Annotated in this window: 21 protein-coding genes; 5 read left to right on the top strand and 16 right to left on the bottom strand. The window is 70.9% G+C overall.

Going from position 1 to position 26,413, the window contains the following annotated elements; all coding sequences use genetic code 11:
* Positions 1-10: 10 nt before the first annotated feature.
* Genes GA0115233_RS27540 through ureA form a run of 3 tightly spaced genes read right to left on the bottom strand, consistent with a single transcriptional unit; the run spans position 11 to position 3,479 of the window.
* Complete coding sequence (locus GA0115233_RS27540; RefSeq protein WP_093723010.1) at positions 11-1,027, bottom strand: agmatine deiminase family protein; 1,017 nt, start codon at positions 1,025-1,027, stop codon at positions 11-13.
* A 47-nt stretch (positions 1,028-1,074) separates the two neighbouring features.
* Positions 1,075-2,784 (bottom strand): urease subunit alpha, encoded by a 1,710-nt coding sequence (locus tag GA0115233_RS27535; RefSeq protein ID WP_093723009.1) that lies wholly within the window; start codon positions 2,782-2,784, stop codon positions 1,075-1,077.
* Positions 2,781-3,479, bottom strand: coding sequence for an urease subunit gamma (ureA, locus tag GA0115233_RS27530; RefSeq protein WP_093723008.1), 699 nt, complete (start codon positions 3,477-3,479; stop codon positions 2,781-2,783). Before ureA ends, GA0115233_RS27535 begins: the two co-directional genes overlap by 4 nt.
* A 154-nt stretch (positions 3,480-3,633) precedes the next feature.
* Between ureA and GA0115233_RS27525 the strand changes: the two genes are divergently transcribed.
* Positions 3,634-5,067: a cytosine permease gene (locus tag GA0115233_RS27525; RefSeq protein WP_107406463.1), complete on the top strand. Its 1,434-nt coding sequence runs from the start codon at positions 3,634-3,636 to the stop codon at positions 5,065-5,067.
* 58 nt (positions 5,068-5,125) lie between these two features.
* On the opposite strand, the gene GA0115233_RS27520 is transcribed toward GA0115233_RS27525, so the two are convergent.
* From GA0115233_RS27520 to GA0115233_RS27505, 4 genes are all read right to left on the bottom strand, one after another.
* Positions 5,126-6,214: a branched-chain amino acid aminotransferase gene (locus tag GA0115233_RS27520; RefSeq protein WP_093723007.1), complete on the bottom strand. Its 1,089-nt coding sequence runs from the start codon at positions 6,212-6,214 to the stop codon at positions 5,126-5,128.
* Between the two features lie 236 nt (positions 6,215-6,450).
* Positions 6,451-7,494: a 3-isopropylmalate dehydrogenase gene (locus tag GA0115233_RS27515; protein WP_093723006.1), complete on the bottom strand. Its 1,044-nt coding sequence runs from the start codon at positions 7,492-7,494 to the stop codon at positions 6,451-6,453.
* Positions 7,495-7,637: 143 nt separating this feature from the next.
* Positions 7,638-7,766, bottom strand: a complete 129-nt coding sequence (locus tag GA0115233_RS41925) for a hypothetical protein (protein ID WP_093723005.1) — start codon at positions 7,764-7,766, stop codon at positions 7,638-7,640.
* Positions 7,767-8,026: 260 nt separating this feature from the next.
* Positions 8,027-8,581 carry a GNAT family N-acetyltransferase gene (locus GA0115233_RS27505; RefSeq protein WP_093723004.1) on the bottom strand — a complete coding sequence of 185 codons (555 nt, stop codon included), beginning with the start codon at positions 8,579-8,581 and terminating at the stop codon, positions 8,027-8,029.
* Between the two features lie 108 nt (positions 8,582-8,689).
* On the opposite strand from GA0115233_RS27505, the gene GA0115233_RS27500 reads away from it, so the two are divergent.
* Positions 8,690-8,896, top strand: coding sequence for a DUF5988 family protein (locus GA0115233_RS27500; protein WP_093723024.1), 207 nt, complete (start codon positions 8,690-8,692; stop codon positions 8,894-8,896).
* 68 nt (positions 8,897-8,964) lie between these two features.
* Here the strand turns inward: GA0115233_RS27500 and pruA are convergent, their stop codons facing one another.
* Both pruA and GA0115233_RS27490 read right to left on the bottom strand, forming a co-directional pair.
* Positions 8,965-10,596 carry an L-glutamate gamma-semialdehyde dehydrogenase gene (gene pruA, locus GA0115233_RS27495; RefSeq protein ID WP_093723003.1) on the bottom strand — a complete coding sequence of 544 codons (1,632 nt, stop codon included), beginning with the start codon at positions 10,594-10,596 and terminating at the stop codon, positions 8,965-8,967.
* Between the two features lie 251 nt (positions 10,597-10,847).
* Complete coding sequence (locus tag GA0115233_RS27490; RefSeq protein WP_093723002.1) at positions 10,848-11,774, bottom strand: proline dehydrogenase family protein; 927 nt, start codon at positions 11,772-11,774, stop codon at positions 10,848-10,850.
* Positions 11,775-11,937: 163 nt separating this feature from the next.
* On the opposite strand from GA0115233_RS27490, the gene GA0115233_RS27485 reads away from it, so the two are divergent.
* On the top strand, positions 11,938-13,125 hold the full coding sequence (locus GA0115233_RS27485; protein ID WP_093723001.1) for a PucR family transcriptional regulator: 1,188 nt from the start codon (positions 11,938-11,940) through the stop codon (positions 13,123-13,125).
* On the opposite strand, the gene GA0115233_RS27480 is transcribed toward GA0115233_RS27485, so the two are convergent.
* Positions 13,122-13,703, bottom strand: coding sequence for a TetR/AcrR family transcriptional regulator (locus GA0115233_RS27480; RefSeq protein WP_093723000.1), 582 nt, complete (start codon positions 13,701-13,703; stop codon positions 13,122-13,124). The genes GA0115233_RS27485 and GA0115233_RS27480 overlap by 4 nt on opposite strands.
* 97 nt (positions 13,704-13,800) lie before the next feature.
* Between GA0115233_RS27480 and GA0115233_RS27475 the strand changes: the two genes are divergently transcribed.
* Positions 13,801-15,336 (top strand): MFS transporter, encoded by a 1,536-nt coding sequence (locus tag GA0115233_RS27475; RefSeq protein ID WP_093722999.1) that lies wholly within the window; start codon positions 13,801-13,803, stop codon positions 15,334-15,336.
* A gap of 74 nt (positions 15,337-15,410) precedes the next feature.
* Here GA0115233_RS27475 and serA read toward each other — a convergent pair whose 3' ends face one another.
* The 6 genes from serA to GA0115233_RS27440 all read right to left on the bottom strand — a co-directional run bounded on the left by serA (position 15,411) and on the right by GA0115233_RS27440 (position 25,320).
* Complete coding sequence (serA, locus tag GA0115233_RS27470; RefSeq protein WP_093722998.1) at positions 15,411-17,000, bottom strand: phosphoglycerate dehydrogenase; 1,590 nt, start codon at positions 16,998-17,000, stop codon at positions 15,411-15,413.
* Between the two features lie 232 nt (positions 17,001-17,232).
* Complete coding sequence (ilvC, locus tag GA0115233_RS27465; protein ID WP_093722997.1) at positions 17,233-18,231, bottom strand: ketol-acid reductoisomerase; 999 nt, start codon at positions 18,229-18,231, stop codon at positions 17,233-17,235.
* A 118-nt stretch (positions 18,232-18,349) separates the two neighbouring features.
* Positions 18,350-18,874: an acetolactate synthase small subunit gene (gene ilvN / locus GA0115233_RS27460; protein WP_093722996.1), complete on the bottom strand. Its 525-nt coding sequence runs from the start codon at positions 18,872-18,874 to the stop codon at positions 18,350-18,352.
* A 21-nt stretch (positions 18,875-18,895) separates the two neighbouring features.
* The gene (locus tag GA0115233_RS27455) at positions 18,896-20,743 is read right to left on the bottom strand and encodes an acetolactate synthase large subunit (RefSeq protein ID WP_176711956.1); all 1,848 of its coding nucleotides are present in this window, start codon (positions 20,741-20,743) and stop codon (positions 18,896-18,898) included.
* A 218-nt stretch (positions 20,744-20,961) separates the two neighbouring features.
* Entirely contained in the window at positions 20,962-23,949 is a 2,988-nt protein-coding gene (locus GA0115233_RS27445) for a putative bifunctional diguanylate cyclase/phosphodiesterase (protein WP_176711955.1), read from the bottom strand.
* A 396-nt stretch (positions 23,950-24,345) separates the two neighbouring features.
* Positions 24,346-25,320, bottom strand: coding sequence for a 2-hydroxyacid dehydrogenase (locus GA0115233_RS27440; RefSeq protein ID WP_093722992.1), 975 nt, complete (start codon positions 25,318-25,320; stop codon positions 24,346-24,348).
* A gap of 76 nt (positions 25,321-25,396) precedes the next feature.
* On the opposite strand from GA0115233_RS27440, the gene GA0115233_RS27435 reads away from it, so the two are divergent.
* Entirely contained in the window at positions 25,397-26,395 is a 999-nt protein-coding gene (locus GA0115233_RS27435; protein WP_093722991.1) for an aldo/keto reductase, read from the top strand.
* Positions 26,396-26,413 lie beyond the last annotated feature (18 nt).

Below are 26,413 nucleotides of genomic sequence, written 5' to 3'. Positions count from 1 at the left end.
CCGACGGCTCCTAGATGCTCGGCTGCTGCTGTGTGATGCAGTGGATGCCTCCACCGCCAGCGAAGATGGTACGGGCGTCGACCAGGGTGACGGTCCGGTCGGGGAACAGCTCCCGGAAGATGCCGGCCGCGACCTCGTCGTGCGGGTCGTCGAAGGCGCACAGCACGACGCCTCCGTTGCAGAGGTAGTGGTTGATGTAGGAGTAGTCCACCCAGTCGCCGTCCTCGTCCTTCAGGACGGTGGGCGCGGGCACCTCGATGACCTCCAGCTCACGGCCCTCGGCGTCGGTGGCGGCGCTCAGCAGCTCCACGTACCGGCGGCAGCGGACGTAGTCCGGGTGGGCCGGGTCGCGCTGGCTGTGGACCAGGACGGTGCCGGGGCGGGCGAAGGCGGCGACGATGTCGACGTGGCCCTGGGTGCCGTAGCGGCCGTAGTCGCCGGCCAGGCCGTACGGGAGCCAGATCGCCTTGGTGGTGCCGAGCCTGGCGTGGATCTCCGCCTCGACCTGCTGCCTGCTCCAGCCGGGGTTGCGGCCGGTGCCGAGCTGAACGGTGTCGGTGAGCAGGACCGTGCCCTCGCCGTCGACGTGGATCGCGCCGCCCTCGTTGACCAGCGTGGAGGAGTGCACGGGCACCCCGGCCAGGTCCGCGACATGGCGGGCGATCTTCGCGTCGTGCTCCCAGTTGGCCCACTCCTGGCCGCCCCAGCCGTTGAACACCCAGTCCACGGCGGCCAGTTCACGGCCGTCGGTGACAAAGGTGGGGCCGATGTCGCGCATCCAGGCGTCGTCCAGCTCGCGCTCCACCAACTCGATGTCCCTGCCGAGCAGTTCGCGCGCGGAGTCGCCCTGGCCCGGCCCGTGCACCATGGTCACCGGCTCGAAGCGGCGCACGGCGCGGGCGACAGCGGCCCAGGCAGTACGGGCCTCGGCCAGCTCCTCGTCGGTGGTGAAGGTGGGGTTGGGGCCCGGCCAGGCCATCCAGGTGCGCTCGTGCGGGGCCCACTCGGGGGGCATGCGGTAGGTCATCGGCGAAAGTCCCGTGTGTCCGGAGGAAGTTGTCTAGAGGAAGTTGTCTAGAGGAAGTACAGGCGGTTGAGGGAGACGGAGTCGGCCGGTGCGGAGCGCAGGGGCTCTCCGTCCAGGGTCACCAGGCCGGTGTGCCGGTCCACGTCGACGGCTCCGGTACGGGAGTTCAGGCGCAGGTCGGCCGGTCCGATGCCGCGGGTGCCGCGTACGGCGACGCGGCGGCGCCGGGTGGGCATGGTGTCGTGGCCCCGGTCCAGGGCGGCCTGCGCGACGAAGGCGACGGAGAGGTCGGCGGGGGTGGCGCCGTACGCGCCGAACTGCGGGCCCAGGACGAGGGGTTCGCAGGTGTCGGTGGCCGCGTTCGGGTCGCCGGTCACGCCGTAGGCCGGGAAGCCGGCCTTGAGGACAAGCTGCGGTTTGGCGCCGAAGTACTCCGGGCGCCACAGCACGATGTCGGCGAGCTTGCCGACCTCCAGCGAGCCCACCTCGTGGGAGAGCCCGTGGGCGATGGCCGGGTTGATGGTCAGCTTCGCCAGGTAGCGCAGGACGCGCTCGTTGTCGTGCTCGTCCGGGGCGCCGAACTCGGCCTTCATCTTCCCGGCCATGGCGAAGGTGCGGCGAACGGTCTCGCCCGCGCGTCCCATGCCCTGCGCGTCGGAGGAGGTGATGCCGATGGCGCCCAGGTCGTGCAGCACGTCCTCGGCGCCCATGGTCCCGGCGCGGATGCGGTCGCGGGCCATGGCGGCGTCGCCGGGCAGGTCGGTCTTCAGGTCGTGGACGGAGACGATCATGCCGTAGTGCTCGGCGACCGCGTCCCGCCCGAAGGGGAGGGTGGGGTTGGTGGAGGAACCGATGACGTTGGGGACGCCCGCCATCTTCAGCACATTGGGGACGTGTCCGCCGCCGCAGCCCTCGATGTGGAAGGCGTGGATGGTGCGGCCCTCCAGGACGCGCAGGGTGTCCTCGACGGAGAGGCACTCGTTCAGTCCGTCGCTGTGCAGGGCGACTTGGACGTCGTACTCCTCGGCGACCCGCAGCGCGGTGTCCAGGGCGCGGGTGTGGGCGCCCATGTCCTCGTGCACCTTGAATCCGCAGGCGCCGCCCTCGGCCAGCGCCTCGACCAGGGGCGCGTCGTGGGAGGACGAGCCCCGGCCCAGGAAGCCGATGTTGACCGGCCAGGCGTCGAAGGCGCCGAAGGCGTGGCCCAGCGCCCAGGGCGAGTTGACGCCGACGCCCCACACGGGCCCGAACTCCTGCCCGATGATCGTGGTCACCCCGGACGCGAGCGACGCCTCCATGATGCGCGGCGACAGCAGGTGCACATGGGTGTCCACGGCACCGGCGGTGGCGATGAGCCCCTCTCCGGACACGATGGAGGTGCCGGTGCCGACCACGACGTCGACCCCGTCGAGCGTGTCCGGGTTCCCGGCCCGCCCGACGGCGCAGATCCGCCCCTCGCGGATGCCGATGGAGACCTTGCGGATGCCCAGCACGGCGTCGATGACGACGACGTTGCTGATGACGACGTCGCAGGTCTCGCGTACGGCGGCGGCCTTCAGGTGCAGTCCGTCGCGGGCGGTCTTGCCGAACCCGGCGAGGAACTCGTCGCCGTAGTGCTGGGAGTCGGACTCGACGCGGACGGTGAGCCCCGAGTCGCCGAGCCGGACGCGGTCCCCGGCGCGGGGGCCGTGGGTGGCGGCGTACTCGTACGGGGTGAGGCGGCGGGCCTCTGCGGGGTGCCCTCCGGGGCGGCTCATCGGTCGACCTCCTCGGTCCGGATTCCCAGGTATCCGCAGGCGGCGGCCCTGCGCAGGGCCTCGGCCCTGGCTCCCGGCGCATCCAGCGGCCCGTCGACCAGCCCGGCGAACCCGATGGCGATCCGCGCACCCCCGATCGGCACCAGGCCGACCTGAAGGCTCTCCCCCGGCCCGAACCGCACCGAGGAACCTGCGGGCACCGCCAGGCGCATGCCGTAGGCGCGCTCGCGGTCGAAGTCGAGGCGCGGGTTGGCCTCGAAGAAGTGGAAGTGGGAGGTGACGGAGACGGGCACGGTCGCGGTGTTGGTGACCGTCAGGCGCACCTCCGCCTCGGGCTCGGCGTGCTCGGGTCCCGGCAGCAGTGCGCCGGGCGCCTGCTCTCCCAGTCCCCCGCCACCGATCGGGTCGGAGATCACGGCGAGCCGGGACCCGTCGTCGAAGACGGCCTCGACGTGCACCTCGGTGACCACGTCGGCGACGCCCGGCAGTACGTCGTCGGGGCCGAGGACCGCGCGGGCGCGCTCGATGGCCTCCGCGAGCCTGAGCCCGTCGCGGGCGGCCTCGCACACGGTGTCCGCGATCAGCGCGGTGGCCTCCGGCACGTTCAGCCTGAGTCCGCGGGCGCGCCGGGCGCGGGCCAGCTCGGCGGCCCCGAAGAGCAGCAGCCGGTCGCGCTCGGTGGGCGTGAGCCGCATGTCGTTCCCTCCTCGATCCCCGCCGTCCGATCACTCTTAGAACGTCACTCTAAATCAGTCTGACCGCCAAACAAACCCTTGACGATGACTCTCCGGTGACTCACATTGAGTGGCGTTCTAAGCACTGCGCAAGGCGAGGCGAAGGAGAGCGGTCATGCTCAGGGAACAGCGCGGCGTCGACACCATCCCCGAGGAGGAACGCACCAGCGGGCCCCGTGACCTCGTCTCGATCCTGCTGGGCTCCAACCTCTGTCTCGGTGTGATCGTCTTCGGCTGGCTGCCGCCGTCCTTCGGCCTCGACTGGTGGGCCTCGGTCAGCTCGATCCTGGTCGGCACCGCGGTCGGCACGGCCCTGACCGCCCCGCTCGCCCTGATCTCCCTGCGCACCGCGACCAACCTGTCCACGTCGTCGGGCGCCCAGTTCGGTGTGCGCGGCCGGCTGGTCGGGTCGGTGGTCGGCCTGCTGCTCGCCCTCGGCTACACCGCCCTGACCGTGTGGATCGGCGGCGACGTGATGCTCGGCGTCCTGAACCGCCTGTTCGGCCTCCCCGTCAACGACCTCTCCTACGGCGCCGTCTACGGCCTGCTCGCCGCGGCGACCGTCGCGGGCGCGGTCTACGGCTACCGCGTGCTGCTCGCCATGTCCCGCGTCCTCGCGGTCGGGATGACGGCCCTGCTGGTGCTCGGCGTCCTCGCCTACGCGCCGGACTTCACCACGTCCGCGCTCCCCGACGCGGGCGGCTACCTGCTCGACGGGTTCTGGCCGACCTGGCTGCTGGCCGCCGTGGCCGCGGGCCTGTCCGGACCGGTCGCCTTCATCACCCTGCTCGGCGACTACACCCGCTACATCTCCCCGGCCCGCCACTCCTCCCGCACGGTTCTGCGCGCGACCTGGCTGGGTCTCGCCCTCGGCCTGCTCGTGCCGCAGCTCTTCGGCACCTTCACGGCGTACGCGGCCCGCGCCGCCCTCGACTACGCCGGTCCCCTGGTGGACGCGGCGCCCGGCTGGTACCTGGTGCCGCTGCTGCTCGCGGCGAGCGCGGGCTCGGTGGGCAACGCCGGTCTGATGCTCTACTCCATGGGCCTGGACCTGGACGCCATCCTGCCGCGCGCCTCCCGCGCCACGGCCACCTACACGGTCGCCGTCGTCGCCACGGTCTGCGTCTTCGTCGGCCATTACGCCTCGACCGCGCAGGACGCGATGACGTCGTTCGTGCTGCTGCTCACCGCGATCGGCACGCCGTGGGCGGTCATCACGCTCATCGGCTTCGCCCGCTGCGGCGGAATCTACGACGCGGACGCCCTCCAGGTCTTCAACCGCCGCGCGCGGGGCGGGATCTACTGGTACCGGGGCGGCTGGCACCTCCCGGCCACGGCCTCCTGGGCGCTGGGCGCGACGGTGGGCGTGCTGGCGGTGGCACTGCCGTCGTACGAGGGGCCGCTGGTGGCGTGGACGGGCGGGGTGGATGTGAGCTTTGTGCTGTCGGGGGTGGTGGGCGGTCTGGCGTACGTGGTGTCCACGCCGGGAACCGCCGAGGCCGGGGTGGACATTTCAGCCCGTCCGGCGTTTGAGGACGAGGCCGTTTAGGCCGAAGCGGGGGCCCGGGGGCGGCAGCCCCCGGACGCCCGCCTCGGCGCCGGGTGCCTCAGCCCAGCGGGTGCATCCACCCGTGCTTGTCCTCGGCCGTACCCCGCTGGATGTCGAGCAGGGCCTGACGGAGCCGGAGCGTGACCTCGCCGGGCTCGCCGCCGCTCTGCTGCCACTCGGCGCCGGTGCGCTTGACCGTGCCGACCGGGGTGATCACCGCGGCCGTACCGCAGGCGAACACCTCGGTCAGGGTGCCGTTCTCCGAGTCGCGCTGCCACTGGTCGACGGAGATACGGCCCTCCTCGGCCTCGTAACCGAGGTCACGGGCGACGGAGAGCAGGGAGTCGCGGGTGACACCCTCCAGGATGGAGCCGGTCAGCCGCGGGGTGACGATCTTGTTGCCGTACACGAAGTACAGGTTCATACCGCCGAGTTCCTCGACCCACTTGCGCTCGACCGCGTCGAGGTAGCAGACCTGGGCACAGCCCTCGGCCGCCGCCTCCGCCTGCGCGAGCAGCGACGCGGCGTAGTTGCCGCCGGTCTTGGCGTCGCCCATGCCGCCGGGCACCGCGCGGACGTGGTCCTCGGAGACCCAGATGGAGACCGGCTTGACACCGCCCGGGAAGTAGGCGCCGGCCGGGGAGGCGATGACCAGGAACAGGTACTCGTTGGCTGGCTTCACCCCGAGGCCGACCTCGGTGGCGATCATGAACGGACGCAGGTAGAGGGACTCCTCACCGCCGTGCGCCGGGACCCAGGCCTGGTCCTGCTTGACCAGCGCGTCGCACGCCTCGATGAAGGTCTCGACCGGCAGCTCCGGCATGCCCAGGCGCCGGGCGGAGGCCTGGAAGCGCTTGGCGTTCTTGTCCGGGCGGAAGGTGGCGACCGAGCCGTCGGGCTGACGGTAGGCCTTCAGGCCCTCGAAGATCTCCTGCGCGTAGTGCAGGACCATGGTGGCCGGGTCGAGCGGGATCGGCGCGTACGGGACGAGCTGACCGTCGTGCCAGCCGCGGCCCTCGGTCCACTTGATGGTCACCATGTGATCGGTGAAGTGGCGGCCGAACCCCGGATTGGCCAGGATCGCCGCGCGCTCGGCGTCGGCGAGGGGGCTGGCGGAGGGCTTGAGCTCGATCGTGGGCGTCGTCATGAGTGTGTCCTTCACCGGTTGTCGTGACGGGCCGCGCTCACGCCCGTACTGCCAGTGGCCAGTGCTAGGACGTCCGAGCATTCCCTCATTCCGCGGCTCCGCGTTCGATTATCGCGCGCGGGGCACCGCGGAAGAAACGGCGTGAATGCGGCCCAGGGTTCGATGGTCCCACCCGGCGGCGGACATGGGAAAGCCGCCGGGCGTTCAGGACCCGGCGGCTTTGGCGCGCGACCGGGTCAGCCGGCTACGCGTACCGCGAGCGCGTCGCCGATCTCCGTCGTGGAGCGGGCGGGCTTGCCGGTGCGCTCGGCGAGGTCGGCGGAGACCGCCTCCTCGATCCGGGTGGCCTCGGCGTCGTAGCCGAGGTGACGCAGCAGCAGGGCGACGGACAGGACGGTGGCGGTGGGGTCGGCCTTGCCCTGGCCGGCGATGTCGGGCGCGGAACCGTGGACCGGCTCGAACATCGAGGGGTACTCGCCGGAGGGGTTGATGTTCCCGCTGGCGGCGACGCCGATTCCGCCGGAGACGGCGGCGGCGAGGTCGGTGATGATGTCGCCGAAGAGGTTGTCGGTGACGATCACGTCGAACCGCTCGGGCTGGGTGACCAGGTAGATGGTCGCCGCGTCGACGTGCATGTACTCGGTGGTGACCTCGGGGAACTCCTCGGCCACCTGGTTGAAGATGTTCGTCCACAGGTGTCCGGCGAAGGTCAGCACGTTGTTCTTGTGGATCAGCGCCAGCTTCTTGCGCGGCCGGGCCTGGGCGCGGGCGAAGGCGTCCCGGACGACCCGCTCGACACCGAACGCGGTGTTGACGGAGACCTCGGTGGCGACCTCGTGCGGGGTGCCCTTGCGGATGGTGCCGCCGTTGCCGGTGTACGGGCCCTCGGTGCCCTCGCGGACGACCACGAAGTCGATCGACGGCTCGCCGGCCAGCGGGGTGGCGACACCCGGGAGGAGCTTCGACGGACGCAGGTTGACGTGGTGGTCGAAGGCGAAGCGCAGTTTCAGCAGGAAGCCGCGCTCCAGGACGCCGGAGGGGACGCTGGGGTCGCCGATGGCGCCGAGCAGGATGGCGTCGTGCTGCTTGAGGGCGTCGAGGTCGGCGTCGGTGAGGGTCTCACCGGTGGCGTGGTAGCGCCGGGCGCCGAAGTCGTAGTCCTTGGTCTCCAGCTTCACATCCTGAGGAAGGACGGCGGAGAGGACCTTGAGACCTTCGGCCACGACCTCCTGGCCGATGCCGTCACCCGGGATCACTGCGAGATTGATGCTGCGAGACATGTCGGCACCCTACTCCTCGTCCCAGGGGATGACATGCCGTGTCCGCGATACGGACATCCGGTGTCGGGGCGCGACGCGAGGGGCGAGCCCCGCGCCGCACCCCGCGCGGGTGCGGCTCCCGGCGATTCGGGCGGCGGCGCGGCTCAGTGGCCGGTGGAACCGCCGTTGTCACGGCGGTCGAGGGCGCGCTGGAGCGCGGCGGCGGCGTTCTTGCGGTCGGACTCGCTCGTACGGGAGTGGTGACGGACGCGGCGGACGGTCGTCTCGGCCATGAGGAATCGACTCCTTCGAATTCCTGGAGTGCAAAGAGGGGTTACGAGACGCCGGGTGGGCGGGGAGCGGTGCCGCAGGGGTTGCCTGCACGGGGCCCGGCTCTCATCCGCCATTCGCTTGATCGAGCGAGACGTTCGGCTCCTACAAAGTTAAGGGAGGGGCGCGCTTCTGTCTCCACAATTAGTCGGACTTCCTACTATCTGAGACGGCAACCCTGACCCCACCGCGCTGACCTGCTGTTTTGCCGATGCCGTGTGGGTTACAGCACGTCGCCGTCGCGCCAGTCGAAGACCAGGTCCGCGTCCTGTTCCACGTCCGGCTGACCGGCGGGTCCGGGCAGCACGAAGGTGCTCCCCTCCTCCTCCGGCAGCCGCACCACGCCCTCGGTACCGAGCACGCAGACGCGTCCCGGCCACACCTGCCAGCCCCGCGCCGCGTACAGCGCGGCCCCCTCGTCGCTGGCGGAGAGCATCCCGGCGTCGTATGCCTGCGCCACGACCCGCTCCAGCTCCGCCATGACCCGCCCGCCGAGTCCGGCGCGCCGCAGGCCGGCGCGGACGCCGACGCCTTCCACGTACCCGACGCGCAGCCAGCGCCCGGCGTGCCGCACCCGCCGCATGACCACGGCCCCGTGCGCGACGGGCCGCCCGCCCTCCTCGTAGGCGATGGCGTGCAGTCCGCCGAGGCAGTGCTCGAAGTCCTCGTCCGCGAAGTCCCCGTCGAAGGCGTCGTCCAACAGGGCGCGCAGGGTCTTCAGTTCGGCCGGGGTGAGGTCGGCGGTGTGGACGATGCGCAGGACGTGGGAGGTGGTCATGACCCCAGTATCGAACGGTGCTGTCGGCGACCGCGGGGACTCGGCCACTCGACTGATCCCCGGGCCCGGCCGGGGACTACCGTGGGCGAGAGGGGAACGGTGATCGGCATGAACGACACGGCGAAGGTGTTTCTCGAAGGCGGGCCGGACGATCTGCCCGAGCGGATCGTGCCGACCCCGAGCCCGGGACCGGATGTGAAGATCGAGCTGCGCAACGGCTATGAGCACTTCCGGCCGACCTCGCGCCGGGCGGACACCCCGGAGGGGAAACTGCCGGTGTACGAGTGGTGGGAGCGCACGGAGATGCCGGGCTAGCGCCCCCCCGGGAACGACAGGACAGGGGCCGGGCAGTGCGCCCGGCCCCTGTCACGTGCGACGGGGTGTCAGCCCATGTGCGGGTAGGTGTAGTCGGTCGGCGGGACCAGCGTCTCCTTGATGGCGCGGGTCAGCGTCCAGCGCATCAGGTTCTGCGGGGCACCGGCCTTGTCGTTGGTGCCGGAGGCCCGGCCGCCGCCGAAGGGCTGCTGGCCGACGACGGCACCGGTCGACTTGTCGTTGATGTAGAAGTTGCCGGCCGCGTAGCGCAGCTTCTCCATCGTGTACGCGGCGGCGGCGCGGTCGTTCGCGATGACCGAGCCGGTCAGCGCGTAGTCCGACACCGACTCCATCTGCTCCAGCATCTCGTCGTACTTGTCGTCCTCGTAGACGTGCACGGCGAGGATCGGGCCGAAGTACTCGGTGGTGAACACCTCGTTCTCCGGGTCGCTGCACTCGATGACGGTCGGGCGGACGAAGTAGCCGACGGAGTCGTCGTAGGAGCCGCCCGCGACGATCGTGCAGGTCGGGTCCTGCTTGGCGCGGTCGATGGCGGCCTTGTTCTTGGCGAAGGCACGCTCGTCGATGACGGCGCCGATGAAGTTCGACAGGTCGGTGACGTCACCCATGGTGATGTAGTCGACCTCGGAGGCGAACTCCTCCTTGAAACCGGAGTTCCAGATGGACGCCGGGATGTAGGCGCGGGAGGTCGCCGAGCACTTCTGGCCCTGGTACTCGAAGGCACCGCGGGTCAGCGCGGTCTTCAGCACGGCGCGGTCGGCGCTCGGGTGGGCGACGACGAAGTCCTTGCCGCCGGTCTCGCCGACCAGACGCGGGTACGAGCGGTACTTCTCGATGTTGGCGCCGACCGTCTTCCACAGGTACTGGAAGGTCTTGGTGGAGCCGGTGAAGTGGATGCCCGCGAGGTCGCGGTGCTCCAGGGCGACCTTGGAGACCTCGATGCCGTCGCCGGTGACCAGGTTGATGACGCCCTTGGGCAGACCGGCCTCCTCCAGCAGCCGCATCAGCAGCACGGCGGCGTGGGTCTGGGTCGGGGACGGCTTCCACACCACGACGTTGCCCATGAGGGCGGGGGCGGTGGGCAGGTTGCCCGCGATGGCCGTGAAGTTGAACGGCGTGATCGCGTAGACGAAGCCCTCCAGCGGGCGGTGGTCCAGACGGTTCCACACGCCCGGCGAGTTGGCCGGGGGCTGCTCGGCCAGGATCTGGCGGGCGTAGGCGACGTTGAAGCGCCAGAAGTCGACCAGCTCGCAGGGGGTGTCGATCTCGGCCTGCTGGGCGGTCTTGGACTGGCCGAGCATGGTGGAGGCGGCCAGGGTCTCGCGCCAGGGTCCGGCCAGCAGTTCGGCGGCGCGAAGGATGATCGCGGCGCGGTCGTCGAAGGACATCGCGCGCCAGGCCGGGGCGGCGGCGAGGGCCGCGTCGATGGCGTCCCGCGCGTCCTGCTGGGTGGCGTTGCGGTAGGTGCCGAGCACGGCCTTGTGGTTGTGCGGCTGCACGACCTGGAAGACCTCGCCACCGCCCATCCGCTTCTCACCGCCGATGGTGCAGGGCAGGTCGATCGGGTTGTCGGCCAGCTCCTTGAGCTTGGCCTCCAGCCGGGCACGCTCGGGCGAGCCGGGGGCGTAGCCGTGCACCGGCTCGTTGACGGGGGTGGGGACCTGGGTCACAGCGTCCATGGGTTACCTCTTCCGAGTGATTCCCTGGCTTCAGCCCTAGGGAGCCGAAGCCGTTGCGTATGGTGAGCAGCGGTCAGGGCTTGACCGTCACGAACTCGCTGTAGCGAGCCGTGAGAAGCCCCTTCGGGGGCGGAGTCACGAGATCCGTAACTCCTTTCCACGGATCTGGGTCCGGCTCAGCCGGCCGCAGGGCTACGACTGTTGGTTTCCGAAGCTTCTCGGAGACCGACAGCCGTGGCTCATCCAGCGCATCACCCCTTGCTGATCATCGAGCGGGCAAAGAACCGCAGGTTCGCCGGCTTCTCGGCGAGGCGGCGCATGAAGTAGCCGTACCAGTCGGTGCCGTACGCGGTGTAGACGCGCATGCGGTGGCCCTCGGCGGCCAGGCGGAGGTGTTCCTCGGTGCGGATGCCGTAGAGCATCTGGAACTCGTATTCGTCGAGCTTGCGTCCGGCGCGCCGGGCCAGCTCCTGGGCGATGGTGATCAGGCGCGGATCGTGGGACCCGATCATCGGGTACCCGGAGCCCTCCATGAGGATGCGCGTGATCCGGACGTACGCCTTGTCGATCTCGGCTTTGTCCTGGTACGCGACCTCGGCGGGCTCCTTGTAGGCGCCCTTGACGATCCGGACGCGGCTGCCGTTCGCGGCGAGCCGGCGGGCGTCGGCCTCGGTGCGGAACAGGTACGCCTGGATCACGCAGCCGGTCTGCGGGAAGTCCTTCCGCAGCTCCTCGTGGATGGCGAACATCGAGTCGAGGGTGGTGTGGTCCTCGGCGTCGAGGGTGACCGTGGTGCCGATCTCGGCGGCGGCCTCCACGACCGGGCGGACGTTGGCGAGCGCCAGCTCGTGGCCGCCGGGCAGCGCCTGGCCGAACATCGACAGCTTCACGGACATCTCCGCGCGGGTGCCCAGCTCCAGGCCCTTGAGCCGGTCGATCAGCTCCAGGTAGGCGTCGCGGGCGGCCTCGGCCTGCTCGGGGGTGGTGATGTCCTCGCCGACCACGTCCATGGTCAGCTCCAGGCCCTTGGCCGTGAGGTCCTCGATGATCGGGACGATCTCGTCCACGGTCTCGCCCGGGATGAAGCGGTCCACGACCTGCTTGGTGACCGGGGCCGCCGAGACCAGACGTCGCATCCGGTCGCTGCGCGACGCGGCGAGAATCACGGGACCCAGCACGGGGCACCTCCACAAACCATCAGAAACAGGCCGAAACCCAACGCATGGGAAACAGCACGGAGAACCACCGTGAAACCTAAGGATCTCTCCGATCGTCGGCCATCGACAGCTGTCACGCATCCGTGCCGCAGATCTCATACAGATGTATGAGGCCCCTCGGGAAATGAGGGAGAATGCCCGCGTGACGCCCGAATACAAGGCCGACTACCAGGAGCTGGTCGACGAGATCTCTCAGCTGCTGGGCGCCCCGGCGACCCTGGAGAACCGCGACTTCGAGCTGATCGCCTTCGGTGCCTACGACAGCGAGGACGCGCTGGACGCCTCCGCGCTGGACCCGGTGCGCACCCGCTCGATCCTGACCCGCCGCTCCACGGCGGCCGTCCGCTCCTGGTTCGAGGGCTTCGGCATCACCCGCGCGACCGCGCCGGTCCGCATCCCGCCGACCCCGGAGGCAGGCGTCTACCGCGGCCGGATCTGTCTGCCCGTACGCCATCGGGGTGTCGTCCTCGGCTACGTCTGGCTCCTGGACAGCGAGCCCGGCCCCACCGACCGCCAGCTCGCCGCCGCCATGGACGTCACCGTCCGCATCGGCGACCTGCTCGCCGACGAGGCCCAGCACGGCGCCGACCTCAGCCGGGAGCTGCGGGCCGTGCTGAGCGCCGAACGGGGCTGGCAGCGCGACATGGCGATCGCCGAACTGCGCACCGCCCTCGGCACCCGCGCCGACTCCCTGCACACGGTGGTCTGCGTGGCCCCCTGGCCCTCGGCCGACCCGGACGACGCGCCCTCGGTGCGCACGGTGCCGGGCGCGACGGCTCTGTGCACGGTGCCGTGGGGCGCGTCGGGCCACTGTCTGGCGCTGCTGATCCGGCTGCGGTCCGCGCAGACGCCGACCCCGGCGACCTCGGCGGCCGGGCGCCTGCTGGAGCGGGCGGGCGGTGGTGGGGGTGCCGGTATCTCCGCCGCGCGGACCGGGCTCGCGGAACTCGGGGAGGCCTGGCGGGAGGCGTCGGCGGCGGCCCGCGCGGTGCTGGCCGAGCCCCGCCTCGGGCCGGTCGCGGAGTGGGCCCGCATCGGCCCGTACCGCCTGCTCACGGCGCTGCCGTCCGAAGCGGCCCAGGACCCGGCGGTGACCCCGCTGCTCTCCCCCGCCCACCGCGAACTGGCCCGCACCGCCGAGGTCTACCTGGACTGCGCCGGACAGGCGGCGCGCACCGCCGCCGAACTCGGCATCCACCGGCAGACCTTGTACTACCGCCTCTCCCGCGTCGAGCAGCTGACGGGCCTGGACCTGGACGACGGGGAGGACCGGCTGCTGCTGCACATGGCGCTGAAGGGGGCGCGGCTCTAGGCGGCGTTGGCCGCCTCGATGAGCTCCTTCAGCCCCTCGGTGAGCGCGTCGGCGTCGGGGGCGCGTTCGGGGTCGAAGTTCCACTGGGCGATCAGGCCCGTCATCAGGGTGGTGTAGAAGCGGCCCAGGGTGTCCAGCCGCTTGTCCGGGATCTCCGCCTCGGGGGCGCCCGTGAAGAGGGCGACCAGGGCCCGTTCGGCGTCGCGCTGCTGCTGCGCCAAGTGGTCGCGCACCACGGGCAGTTGGTCGCCCATCGCGACGATCTCCACGCTCAGCCGCCACATCGAACCGGGCTCCCGCATGGTGCCGATGATGTTCGACCACACCTCCCGGAACCGCTCGATCGAGCCCGGCGCGGAGGTGATGCCGCCGCCCTGCCCCTCGAAGGCGTCGGAGAGGTCGCTGACCAGGGCGAGGTAGGCCTCGGCGAGCAGGGCGTCCTTCGAGCCGTAGTGGTAGCCGATCGACGCCAGGTTGGTCCCCGACTCCTTGACGATGTCGCGCGCGGTCGTCCGCGCGAAGCCCTTCGCCAGCAGGCAGCGCTTGGCGCCTTCGAGCAGATCCTCACGGTGTCCCATGCGGGCCACCCTACCGCCCGCCCATACAGCCGTCCCATACGGCCGTCTTATACAAACGTTCTAGACACTCGTTTAAGACGCGCGTACATTCACCGTCATGACGATGAACACCGCACCGACCGCACGCGCCGGACGCCGTGAATGGACCGCCCTCGGCGTGCTGATGCTGCCGCTGCTGCTGGTCTCGATGGATGTCTCGGTCCTCTACTTCGCGATCCCCGCGATCAGCGCCGACCTGGAACCGAGCAGCACCCAGCAGCTGTGGATCTTCGACATCTACGGCTTCGTCCTGGCCGGTCTGCTGATGACGATGGGCTCGCTCGGCGACCGGATCGGCCGGCGCCGGCTGCTGCTGTTCGGCGCGGCGGCCTTCGGCGGCGCGTCCCTGGTGGCCGCGTACGCGGACAGCGCCGTGACCCTGATCGCCGCCCGCGCGGTGCTCGGCATCGGCGGCGCGACCCTGATGCCGAGCACGATGGCGCTGGTGCGCACGATGTTCACCGACCCCGGGCAGCGCACCAAGGCGATCGGGGTGTGGTCCGGCGTGATGACCGCAGGGATCGCGCTCGGCTCGGTGATGAGCGGGGTGCTCGTGGAGCACTTCTGGTGGGGCTCGGTCTTCCTGGTCAACCTGCCCGCGATGGTTCTGCTCCTGCTGCTCGGACCGGTCCTGCTGCCCGAGTCCCGGAACCCCGCGCCCGGCCGCTTCGACTGGGTGAGCGTGCCGCTGTCCATGGCCGCCGTGCTGCCCGTGATCTACGGACTGAAGGAGATCGCCGCCAACGGCTGGAACGTCGGCCACGTCGTCTCGGTCACCGTCGGTCTGCTCTTCGCGACGCTCTTCGTGCACCGGCAGCGCACCGCGGCCTCACCGCTGATCCCGCCCGCCCTGTTCCGGATCCCCGGCTTCGGCCCGGCGGTCGTGCTCAACCTGGTCTCCGCCTTCGGGATGATGGGCTCGGCGTACTTCACCACCCAGTACCTTCAGTCCGTGCTCGACAAGAGCGCGTTGGAGGCGGCGCTGTGGAGTCTGCTTCCCTCACTGCCCATCGGGGCCGCGGCGCCGGTCGCGGCCGGGCTGGTGCAGCGGGGCGTGGCGCGCGCCCATGTGGTCGCCGGGGGCTTCGCGATCGCCGCGTCCGGTTATCTGCTGCTGGCGCTGACCGACGCGCACGACATGTGGCTGCTGCTGGCCGCGTGTGCCGTGCTGGCCTGCGGGATCGTCGCCGTGATGTCCCAGCTCACCGACCTCGCCCTGAGCGCGGCGCCGGTGGAGCAGGCGGGCACGGCCTCCTCGCTGATGGAGACCGGAACCGAGTTCGGCGGCGCCCTGAGCATGGCCGCGCTGGGGTCCATCGGTACGGCCGTCTACCGCGCCGATCTGCCGGACGGCACGCCGGAGCCGGCACGCGAGACGCTGGGCGGTGCGCTGGCGGTGGCCGAGGGGATGCCGGGGCGCACGGGAGAGGCCCTGGCGTCGGCGGCGCGGGAGGCGTTCACGGCGGGGATGCAGGCGGCGGCCGTGGCGGGGGCGGTGCTGCTGTTCGCGGCGGCGGTGCTGGGAGCCATGACGCTGCGGCGGATCAGGGTGCGGGAGGAGCACGAGGAGGCGCTCAGTCCCTCCGGCGTGTGAGCCGGGTGCGGAAACGACGGACGCCGGACCGGCTGAGCGATCAGCCGGTCCGGCGTCCTGTCCGTACCGGAACCTCAGACGAGGTTGACCGCGCGGGCCGAGGTGGCCCCGATCTCCTCGGACAGCTCGGCCAGCACCGCCGCCGGGACCGTGTCGTCCACGGTCAGCACGGCCAGGGCCTCGCCGCCGGCCGCCGCGCGGGCGACCTGCATACCGGCGATGTTGATGCCCGCCTCGCCGAGGACGCGGCCGACGGTGCCGACGACACCGGGGCGGTCCTCGTAGCGCAGCACCACCATGTGGTCGGCGAGTGCGAGGTCGACGTCGTACTCGCCGACCGCGACGATCTTCTGCAGGTGCTTGGGGCCGGCCAGCGTGCCGGAGACCGCGACCTCCTCGCCGTTGCCGAGCGTGCCGCGCACGGTGACGACGTTGCGGTGGTCGGCCGACTCCGAGCTGGTGGTCAGCCGCACCTCGACGCCGCGCTCCTGCGCGAACAGCGGGGCGTTGACGTAGGAGACCGTCTCGTCGACGACGTCCTCGAAGACACCCTTGAGGGCGGACAGCTCCAGCACCTTCACGTCGTGCTGGGTGATCTCGCCGTAGACCTCGACGTCCAGGCGGACCGCGACCTCACCGGCGAGCGCGGTGAAGATCCGGCCCAGGCGCTCGGCGAGCGGCAGACCCGGCTTGACGTCCTCGGCGATCACACCGCCCTGGACGTTGACCGCGTCCGGGACCAGCTCACCGGCGAGCGCGAGGCGCACCGAGCGGGCGACGGCGATACCGGCCTTCTCCTGCGCCTCGTCGGTGGAGGCGCCGAGGTGCGGGGTGCACACGACCTGGTCGAACTCGAACAGCGGGGAGTCCGTGCAGGGCTCCTTGGCGTACACGTCGAGACCGGCACCGGCGACCCGGCCCTCCTTGAGGGCGGAGTACAGCGCCTCCTCGTCGACGATCCCGCCGCGCGCGGCGTTGACGATGCGCACGCTCGGCTTGACCTTGCGCAGTGCCTCGTCGCCGATCAGGCCGACCGTCTCGGGGGTCTTCGGCAGGTGGACGGTGATGAAGTCGGAGACCTCCAGCAGCTCGTCCAGGGACAGCACCTTGACGCCCATCTGCGCGGCGCGGGCCGGCTGGATGTAGGGGTCGTAGGCGACGACCTTCATGCCGAAGGCGGACATGCGCTGGGCGACCAGGGCGCCGATGCGGCCGAGGCCGACGACACCGAGGGTCTTCTCGGCCAGCTCTACGCCCGTGTACTTGCTCCGCTTCCATTCGCCGTTCTTCAGCGCGGCGTTGGCCTGCGGGATGTTGCGGGCGGTGGCGAGGATCAGACCGCAGGCCAGCTCGGCGGCGGTCACGATGTTGGAGGTGGGGGCGTTGACGACCATCACGCCGGCCTTGGTGGCGGCGGAGACGTCGACGTTGTCCAGGCCGACGCCGGCTCGCGCGACGACCTTCAGCCTGTTGGCGGCTGCGATGGCCTCGGCGTCGACCTTGGTGGCCGAACGGATCAGGATCGCGTCCACGTCGGCGATGGCCGGAAGCAGTTCCGCCCGGTCGGCGCCGTTGCAGTGGCGGATCTCGAAGTCGGGGCCAAGCGCGTCGACAGTCGCGGGCGACAGCTCTTCAGCGATGAGTACGACGGGTTTCGAGCTCACGTGAGTCCTCACATGTGCGATGCGGACGGCCGTCCCGACGGCCGCAGGCGGTGGAGGGGGGCTTGCCGCGTGGAAGACGCACGACGCTGTGGGCCTGACGCGTATGTAGTACGGCAGTGTAGTGCCGTGGCGGAGGCGGTCTCACGCCTCCTCGTAAGGATCACCCGTCCGTGGTTGGACGCGGTGGACAACAGGGCCGGAGCGGCTGCTCCGGCCCTGTTGCGCATGAGGCTTACGCCTCCTCGTTCACCCAGCTCATGAGCTTGCGCAGCTCCTTGCCGGTGGTCTCCAGCAGGTGCTCGGAGTCCGCGTTCTTGTACTCGTTGTACTTCTTCAGACCGCCGTGGTACTCGTCCATCCACGCCTGCGCGAAGGTGCCGTCCTGGATCTCGGCGAGGACCTTCTTCATCTCGGCCTTGGTGGCGTCGGTGATGATCCGCGGGCCGGTGACGTAGTCGCCCCACTCGGCGGTCTCCGAGATCGACCAGCGCATCTTCTCCAGGCCGCCCTCGTACATGAGGTCCACGATCAGCTTCAGCTCGTGCAGGCACTCGAAGTACGCGATCTCCGGCTGGTAGCCGGCCTCGGTCAGCGTCTCGAAACCGGCCTTGACCAGGGCGGCGGTGCCACCGCAGAGGACGGCCTGCTCACCGAACAGGTCGGTCTCGGTCTCCTCGGTGAAGGTCGTCTTGATGACGCCGGCGCGGGTGCCGCCGATGCCCTTGGCGTAGGACAGGGCGAGCGCGAAGGCGTTGCCGGAGGCGTCCTGCTCGACGGCGGCGATGCAGGGAACGCCGCGGCCCTCCTCGTACTGGCGGCGGACCAGGTGGCCCGGGCCCTTCGGGGCGACCATGCAGACGTCGACGCCGGCCGGGGGCTTGATGAAGCCGAAGCGGATGTTGAAGCCGTGGCCGAAGAACAGGGCGTCGCCGTCGTTGAGGTTCGGGGCGATGTGCTCCTCGTAGACCTGGGCCTGGATCGGGTCCGGGACCAGGATCATGATGACGTCGGCCTCGGCGGCGGCCTCGGACGGCGTCACGACGCGCAGGCCCTGCTCCTCGGCCTTCGCCTTGGACTTGGAGCCCTCGTGCAGACCGACGCGCACGTCGACACCCGAGTCACGGAGCGACAGCGCGTGGGCGTGGCCCTGGCTGCCGTAACCGATGACCGCGACCTTGCGGCCCTGGATGATGGACAGGTCGGCGTCGGCGTCGTAGAACAGCTCGGCCACTTTGGGTTCTCTCCTTGGGTGCAGGTGTTGCGTCCCACCGTATGACGGCGGGCGGAAGTGAAGTTTCAGGGTCTCGGTATACGGGCGGCCGGTGTGTCCCGGCCGCCCGGATCCGTCGTTATGCCGAACGGTCGAGGGCGCGCAGCGACCGGTCGGTGATCGAACGCGCGCCGCGGCCGATCGCGATCGTGCCGGACTGGACCAGTTCCTTGATGCCGAAGGGCTCCAGCATCTTCAGCATGGCCTCCAGCTTGTCGCTGGAACCGGTGGCCTCGATCGTCACGGCCTCGGGCGAGACGTCCACGGTCTTGGCGCGGAACAGCTGGACGATCTCCACGATCTGGGAGCGCGTCTCGTTGTCGGCGCGCACCTTCACCAGAACGAGTTCGCGCTGAACGGCCGAACCGGGTTCCAGCTCGACGATCTTCAGCACGTTGACGAGCTTGTTGAGCTGCTTGGTCACCTGCTCCAGCGGCAGATCGTCCACGCTCACCACGATGGTGATACGGGAGATGTCGGGGTGCTCGGTGACACCGACCGCGAGCGAGTCGATGTTGAAGCCGCGGCGGGAGAACAGGGCGGCGATCCGCGCCAGGATGCCGGGCGTGTTCTCCACCAGGACCGAGAGCGTGTGCTTGGACATGATCTTCTACGTCTCTCTCGCTCAGTCGTCTTCGTTGTCGCCGAAGTCGGGGCGGACGTCCCGGGCGGCCATGATCTCGTCGTTGGAGGTGCCGGCGGCGACCATCGGCCACACCATGGCGTCCTCGTGGACGACGAAGTCGATGACGACGGGGCGGTCGTTGATGGAGTTCGCCTCCTCGATCACCTTGTCGAGGTCGGCGGGGTCCTCGCAGCGGATCGCGTAGCAGCCCATGGCCTCGGACAGCTTCACGAAGTCGGGGACGCGGGTGCCGCGGGCCTGCGGGTTGACGTCGTCCGGGCCGGAGTGCAGCACGGTGTTGGAGTACCGCTGGTTGTAGAACAGGGTCTGCCACTGGCGGACCATCCCGAGGGCGCCGTTGTTGATGACGGCGACCTTGATCGGGATGTTGTTCAGGGCGCAGGTGGTCAGCTCCTGATTGGTCATCTGGAAGCAGCCGTCGCCGTCGATCGCCCAGACCGTCTGGTCCGGCGCGCCGGCCTTGGCGCCCATCGCGGCCGGGACCGCGTAGCCCATGGTTCCGGCGCCGCCGGAGTTCAGCCAGGTGGCGGGCTTGTCGTACTGGATGAAGTGGGCGGCCCACATCTGGTGCTGGCCGACGCCCGCCGCGAAGATCGTGCCCTCGGGGGCGAGCTGGCCGATGCGCTGGATGACCTGCTGCGGGGACAGGGAGCCGTCCTCGGGCTGGTCGTAGCCGAGCGGGTAGGTCTCGCGCCAGCGGTTGAGGTCCTTCCACCAGGCCTCGTACTCGCCCTGGTGACCCTCGCTGTGCTCCTTCTGCACGGCCTGGATCAGATCGGCGATGACCTCGCGGGCGTCGCCCACGATCGGCACGTCGGCGGCGCGGTTCTTGCCGATCTCGGCCGGGTCGATGTCCGCGTGGACGATCTTGGCGTACGGGGCGAAGCTGTCCAGTTTGCCGGTGACGCGGTCGTCGAAGCGGGCGCCGAGGGCGACGATCAGGTCGGCCTTCTGCAGCGCGGTGACGGCGGCCACCGAGCCGTGCATACCGGGCATGCCCAGGTGCTGCGGGTGGCTGTCGGGGAACGCGCCGAGCGCCATCAGGGTGGTGGTGACGGGGGCGCCGGTCAGCTCGGCCAGGACCTTCAGCTCGGCCGTGGCGGACGCCTTCAGCACACCGCCGCCGACGTAGAGGACGGGGCGCCTGGCGGAGGTGATCAGCCGGGCGGCCTCGCGGATCTGCTTGGCGTGCGGCTTGGTGACGGGCCGGTAGCCGGGCAGGTCCATGGTGGGCGGCCAGGAGAAGGTGGTCTGCGCCTGGAGGGCGTCCTTGGCGATGTCGACCAGGACCGGGCCGGGGCGGCCGGTGGCGGCGATGTGGAACGCCTGCGCGATCACCCGCGGGATGTCCTCGGCCTTGGTGACCAGGAAGTTGTGCTTGGTGATCGGCATGGTGATGCCGACGATGTCCGCCTCCTGGAAGGCGTCGGTGCCGATCGCCTTGGAGGCGACCTGGCCGGTGATCGCGACCAGCGGCACGGAGTCCATGTGCGCGTCGGCGATCGGGGTGACCAGGTTGGTGGCACCGGGGCCGGAGGTGGCCATGCAGACACCGACCTTGCCGGTGGCCTGCGCGTATCCGGTGGCCGCGTGGCCCGCACCCTGCTCGTGCCGGACCAGGACGTGCCGCACCTTCGTGGAGTCCATCAGCGGGTCGTACGCCGGGAGGATCGCACCGCCGGGAATGCCGAATACCGTGTCGGCGCCGACCTCCTCAAGAGAGCGGATGAGGGACTGCGCTCCCGTGACGTGCTCGGGCGCGGACTGCTGTCCTCCGGAACGGGGCCGCGGCTGCGGATGATGGGCCCCGGTGGCCTGCTCGGTCATCGGCATTCTCTTCTCGATGCTGAGGGTTTTTGCGAAGTTTGTGCGGTGTACGACGGGTGCTGGTGCAACAAAAAACCCCTCGTGCCGTAAGGCAAGCGAGGGGAGCGCGCCGGAGTGGGTCGCTGAGCGGTCAAGGCTCAGCGTCAGCCGACGCGCTTTCCAAGTACGAGAATTCGGGTGCGCATGGCACTGACCCTCCCCCCGGCACGCACCGTGTGTCAAGGTGGTGGGACGGGAGTCTCATTATGTGAACGGCCGCCGCCCAGTACGGCGGGCACTCCACGGGGCTCCCGGACACCCGCGAACGCGGGCTCCACGGGGCCGTGCGGGACCGGATAGTGGCCGGATCCGAGCGCTCTGCGCAGGCGGTACTCGTCCAGCGGACCGGAGAAGGCCATGCCCTGCCCGTGGGTGCAGCCCATGGCGCGCAGCGCCACCACCTGCTCGGGCAGGTCCACCCCGTCGGCCACGGACTGCAGCCCCAGATCGGCCGCGATCCGCAGCAGCCCGCTGGTGATCTTGTGCAGCCGCGCGGACTCCACGACCCCGTCCACCAGACCGCGGTCGAGCTTGAGGATGTCCACGGGGAGCCTGCGCAGCGCGGTGATCGCCCCGCAGCCGGTGCCGAAGCCGTCCAGCGCGATCCGCACCCCGAGCCGCCGCAGCGCGCTCAGCCTGCGCTCCAGCTCGTCCAGGGACGTACGGACGTCGGTGTCGGAGAGCTCGATCACCAGGCCGCCCGAGGGCAGCCCGTGCCGGGTGAGCAGGGCCTCGATGGAGTCCAGCGGCATCGAGCGGTCCAGCAGGCGGCGTGCGCTCATCCGGACGCAGACCGGTACCGAGACGCCGGTGGCGGTGCGCTCGGCGGCCAGTTCCACGGCCTCCTGGAGCATCCAGCGGCCCAGCTCGGCCGTCCTGTCGCTGTCCTCGGAGACCCGCAGGAACTCGGCGGGCGTGAACAGCACGCCCTGCGAGGACCGCCAGCGCGCCTGGGCGGCGACCGAGGTGATCCGGCCGTCCTCCAGGGACACCACCGGCTGGTGCAGCAGGACGAACTCGCCGTCGTGCAGCGCGGCCCGCAGCCGGGTCGCCAGCTCGGCCTTGCGTACGACGTCCTGCTGCATCTGCGGCTTGTACAGCTCCACCCGGCCCTTGCCGGCCGCCTTGGCGCGGTACATCGCCAGGTCGGCGTTGCGCAGCAGCTCACCCGCGCCGAGGCCGGGCTCGGCGAAGGCGACGCCGATGGAGGCGGCGACCCGGACATCGTTGCCGTCGATGCTGTACGGCTGCGACAGCGTGACCCTCAGGCGGTCGGCGAGCTCCAGGATGTTGCGCTCCCGTGCGGCGCGGTCCCGGGTGCCGTCCCCGACGATCAGTGCGGCGAACTCGTCGCCGCCCAGTCTGGAGGCGGTGTCGCCGTGCCGCACCGCCTCCTGGAGCCGCCGGGCGGCCTGGACGAGCAGCTCGTCCCCGGCCTGGTGCCCGATCGTGTCGTTGACGGCCTTGAAGCCGTCGAGGTCGATGAAGAGGACGGCGGTGCCGCGCAGGGCGGCACCGCGGTCGGAGGCGCGGCGCCCGGACAGGGCCTGCTGCACGCGCTTGGTGAACAGGGCGCGGTTGGGCAGGTCGGTGAGCGGGTCGTGCTCGGCGTTGTGCTGGAGCTGCGCCTGGAGGCGGACGCGTTCGGTGACGTCGCGGCTGTTGAAGATGAGTCCACCGTGGTGACGGTTGACGGTGGACTCGACGTTCAGCCAGCCGCCGTCCCCGGAGCGGAAGCGGCACTCGATGCGGGTGGTCGGTTCCTCGCCCGGGCTGGCGGCGAGGAACCGACGCACCTCGTGCACCACGCAGCCCAGGTCCTCCGGGTGGATGAGGTTGGCCAGTTCGGTGCCCACCAGTTCCTCGGCGGAGCGGCCGTAGACACCGGCGGCGGCCGGGGAGACGTAGCGCAGGATGCCGTTCGGGGCGGCGATCATGATGACGTCGCTGGAGCCCTGCACCAGGGAGCGGAAGTGGTTCTCCTTCTGGGCCAGTTCCTGGGTGAGGGTGATGTTGTCGATCAGCATGATGCCCTGGCGCATCACGAGGGCGAGCACGACGGTGCCGCCGGTGAGGAGCACGACGCGGTCGACGCTGCGGCCGTTGAGGACGTTGTAGAGGATCCCCAACGTGCAGACGGCGGCCGCGAGATAGGGCGTGAGCGCGGCCAGTGAGCCGGCGATGGGGCGGGCCGCCGGGTAGCGGCTGTGATCACCTCCCTGCGCGGGCGGGTGGTGGTGGGCGCCGCCGCGCGGCCCCTGCTGCCCCGGCACGTGCTCGTGCACCACGCGCGTGTACCCCTCGCTCTCCGGCCGCTCGGGGTCGCCGTGCCGGGGCGTGGCCCAGGGGGCGTAGGCGAGCAGCAGGGAGCCGGCGAACCAGCCCGCGTCGAGGAGTTGACCGGAGCGGTAGCTGTTGTGCAGCAGCGGTGAGGTGAACAGGGCGTCGCACATCACGGTCAGCGCGAGCGCGCCGATGGCGGTGTTGACCGCGGTGCGGTTGACCGCCGAGCGCCGGAAGTGCAGCGCGAGCACCATGCTGACCAGGGCGATGTCCAGCAGCGGGTAGGCCAGCGAGAGCGCGGTGTGCGACACGCTCGTCGCCTCGGACTGGGCCGCGGTCTGGGCCAGGGCGAGGCTCCAGGACAGGGTGAGCAGGGAGCCGCCGATCAGCCAGGCGTCCAGCCCCAGGCAGACCCAACCGGCCTTGGTCACCGGGCGTTTGGCGAGCACCAGCAGGCCCACGATGGCGGGCGGGGCGAAGCACAGGAAGAACAGGTCGGCGTAGCTGGGACTGGGTACGGGCCGCCCGAGTACGACCTCGTACCATCCCCAGACCAGGTTGCCGAGGGACGCCATCAGCGAGGAGAGGGCGAACAGCAGCCAGGCGGGACGAAAGCGGACGCGGCGGCTGCGGGCGTGCAGCAGGCAGCTCACGGCGGCCACCGCGGCGGCGGCGCTCAGTCCGAAGTCGCCCATGATCAGGGCGAGTTGTGCCGAACCCCAGCCGAGCGCGGCACCGACGGCGTATCCCGCGCAGACCACGGCCAGGACGAGCTGGGGGACCATGCCGCGCCCGGCGCCGGAGGACGGCGGCCGGGGCAGCACCCCCGACGTGGGACGCACCCGCAACGCGCCGTTGAGGGTGGTGGGAGGCGGCGAGCTCACCGGTCCCTCCCGGTCCGGGCCGCCCCCGCGTCCCGCGGGTCCCGGCGGGCCGGGTGTGTGTTCCTGCGGCGGCCGCTGTGCCTGCGGTGAGGGTGGTGATGGCTGTGCTGGCCGTGGCTGCCGTGGCGGCCTCGTCTGCGCGCGGAAGTGCGCCAGGGTCGCCGCCGGCGGCCCCGCCGCGTCGGATCGTTGGTCCATAGGCCGTGCATCGCCCGTCGCCCCCCTCACAGTCTGAAATGTCCATCCCCGGCGCCGAACGGTGCGCGGCGCAGCCCCTGTCGGGACGATACACCAGTCTCGTCACTCAGGGACATAGGTTCTCTACGCTCCGTGACGACCAGCGGGGATGCGGGCACGGACCGCGTCCGGAGGATTGCGGAGGGTACCCGAACCGGATTACGTCGTTGTTGCGTTGCCCGACGGGCCGGTGGGACCGCCCGTCGTAAGGATCACGTTGCGCAACGGCTCCCGGTTCACGAAGCGGCGCAACTGGTCGGCCAGCAGCCGCTTGGCGCGGGGCATGAACGCGGACGTGGGTCCGCCCACGTGGGGGCTGATGAGGACGCCGGGCGCGTGCCACAACGGGTGCGCGGGGGGCAGGGGTTCGGGGTCGGTGACGTCGAGGGCGGCGGTGATGCGGCCGGTGTCCAGCTCGGCGAGCAGGGCCTTGGTGTCGACGACCGGGCCGCGGGCCACGTTCACCAGCAGGGCGCCGTCCTTCATACGGGCCAGGAAGCCCGCGTCGACCAGGTGACGGGTGGTCTCGGTGAGCGGTGTGGACAGCACGACGACGTCCGCCTCGGGCAACAGGGCGGGAAGTTGGGTGAGTGGGTGCACCGGACCGCGCGCCGTGGTGCGCTCGGAGCGCGCGACGCGCGCCACCCGCGCGAGCTCGAACGGCGCGAGCCGGTCCTCGATCGCGGCGCCGATGGAGCCGTAGCCGACGATGAGGACGCTCTTGTCGGCGAGCGCGGGCCGGAAGCCGCCGAGCCACTCCCCCTTGTCCTGGGCGCGCACGAAGTCAGGGATGCCGCGCAGCGAGGCCAGGATCAGCGTGAGGGTGAGTTCGGCGGTGCTCGCCTCGTGCACACCGCGGGCGTTGCAGAGCCGGACGCCGGGGTGCAGGTGCTTCAGGCCCGGCTCGACGTGGTCGGTGCCGGCGGACAGGGTCTGCACGACCTCGACGTTGCTCATGTGCGCCAGCGGGCGCTGTCCGAGGCCCGCCGGCTTCATGTAGGGGACGACGTAGAAGGCGCAGTCGGCGGGGTCGGCGGGGAAGTCCTCGGCACCGTCCCAGAAACGGTACTGCGGACCCTCCGGGAGCCCCTCGATCTCGTCCGGCGGGATGGGAAGCCACACGTCAGCAGTCATGCTCCGGAGGCTATGTCAGGTACGCGGGAGAGCAGAGGTTAGGTTGGGGTGCCGGAAGAGGGAGGGTTACGGCCAGGTGGAGCGCAGGACGATCGGCGCGGCGGCGCTCGCGGTGGGGGCTGTCGGACTCGGGTGCATGCCGATGAGCTGGGCCTACAGCACGTCGCGGCAGCGCGGTGACGAGTCGCTGAGGGCCGTGCACCGGGCGCTCGATCTGGGGTCGACGCTGCTGGACACCGCCGACATGTACGGCCCGTTCACCAACGAGCTGTTGCTGGGGCGGGTGTTGAAGGAGCGTCGGTCGGACGCCTTCGTGTCGACCAAGGTCGGACTGCTGGTCGGCGAGCAGCACATCGTCGCCAACGGCCGCCCCGGGTATGTGAAACGGGCCTGCGACGCCTCGCTGCGGCGGCTCCAGACGGACGTCATCGACCTGTACCAGCTGCACCGCTCCGACCCCGAGGTCCCGGTCGAGGAGACCTGGGGCGCGATGGCCGAGCTGGTGCAGGCGGGCAAGGTACGGGCGTTGGGCATGTGCGCGGTCGGGGCGCGCGGCGGACGCCGGTCGGGGGCGGGCCTGCACGACGGCACGCTCCGGCAGCTTCGGCGGATCCAGCAGGTCTTCCCGGTGAGCGCGGTGCAGGCGGAGCTGTCGGTGTGGTCGCCGGAGGCCCTGGACGAGCTGCTCCCGTGGTGCGAGGCGCGCGGCATCGGCTTCCTGGCCGCGATGCCCCTGGGCAACGGCTTCCTCACCGGCACCCTCACCCCCGGCGAGGGCTTCGAACCGGACGACGTCCGCGCCCGCCACCCCCGGTTCACGGCCGAGATGATGGCGGCGAACCAGCCCATCGTGGCGGGCCTGCGCCGCGTCGCCCGACGCCATGGCCCCGAGGTCACTCCGGCCCAGGTGGCCCTGGCATGGGTCCTGTCCCGGGGGCGGCACGTGGTGCCGGTGCCGGGGGCGAAGCGGGAGCGGTGGGTGGTGGAGAACGCGGGGGCGGCGGAGCTGCGGCTCACGTCGGAGGATCTGGCGGAGATCGGGATGCTGCCTAGGGCTCGGGGGTCGTGGGACTAGGCCGGACGCGGCCTGGCA

It is taken from the genome of Streptomyces sp. DI166 (genome assembly GCF_900091315.1).
Classification (GTDB): domain Bacteria; phylum Actinomycetota; class Actinomycetes; order Streptomycetales; family Streptomycetaceae; genus Streptomyces; species Streptomyces fuscus.
The sequence above is the reverse complement of the archived record's forward strand: the minus strand, read 5'-3'. Positions and strand labels throughout refer to the sequence as shown.